This window comes from Arenimonas malthae CC-JY-1, from assembly GCF_000747075.1.
GTDB lineage: Bacteria > Pseudomonadota > Gammaproteobacteria > Xanthomonadales > Xanthomonadaceae > Arenimonas > Arenimonas malthae.
The window spans coordinates 1-541 of sequence record NZ_AVCH01000129.1; the positions used below are offsets into that span (position 1 = coordinate 1).

A 541-nucleotide genomic window follows, 5' to 3' on the forward strand; every position below is an offset into this window, starting at 1 on the left:
GGCTTAATTCAGGTGTTAGGCCTCATGAAGCATGCTCCGCTAGGATATGAGTGCCCGTTCTGCGACATCGCAGCGAGCCTATCTGGGCCCAACCTGAATTCGGCCATTGTGTTTGCTGATACCAATCTCTTTGTGGTGATTCCGCTGCACTACTACGGCGGCATCAAAGGCAATTGCTTGGTAGTGCCACGTAGCCACTACGAGAATGCACTTGAAATTCCCGATAGCCTCGGGAACCACTTTTTCTCCGCCACACGTCGCTTAGCCAACGCGATGCTGCGCGCTCTCGGCTGTGAAGGCATATCAACGCGGCAACACAATGGCCCGGCTGGCGACCAGGATGTGTGGCACTACCATCAGCACGTGATTCCACGCTACTCGGGTGATGGGCTTCATGCCGGGCACAAGGGTGTTTACACCGCGAAGGAGCGAGTGGAGCTGGCAGCTAGGCTCCGAGCTGAGCTGCAGTAAGAGCGCTGGTGCCGCGGGTGTGGCAGCATGAGGCCTAACAATTCGTCCAAGCCGACGCCGCTTCGCGGCG

General features: G+C 57.9%; 1 protein-coding gene. It reads left to right on the top strand.

Features of this window, described 5'->3' with window-relative positions; translation table 11 throughout:
• On the top strand, positions 1-471 hold a 471-nt coding region (locus tag N790_RS15540; protein ID WP_245593746.1), incomplete at its 5' end, for an HIT family protein.
• Positions 472-541 lie beyond the last annotated feature (70 nt).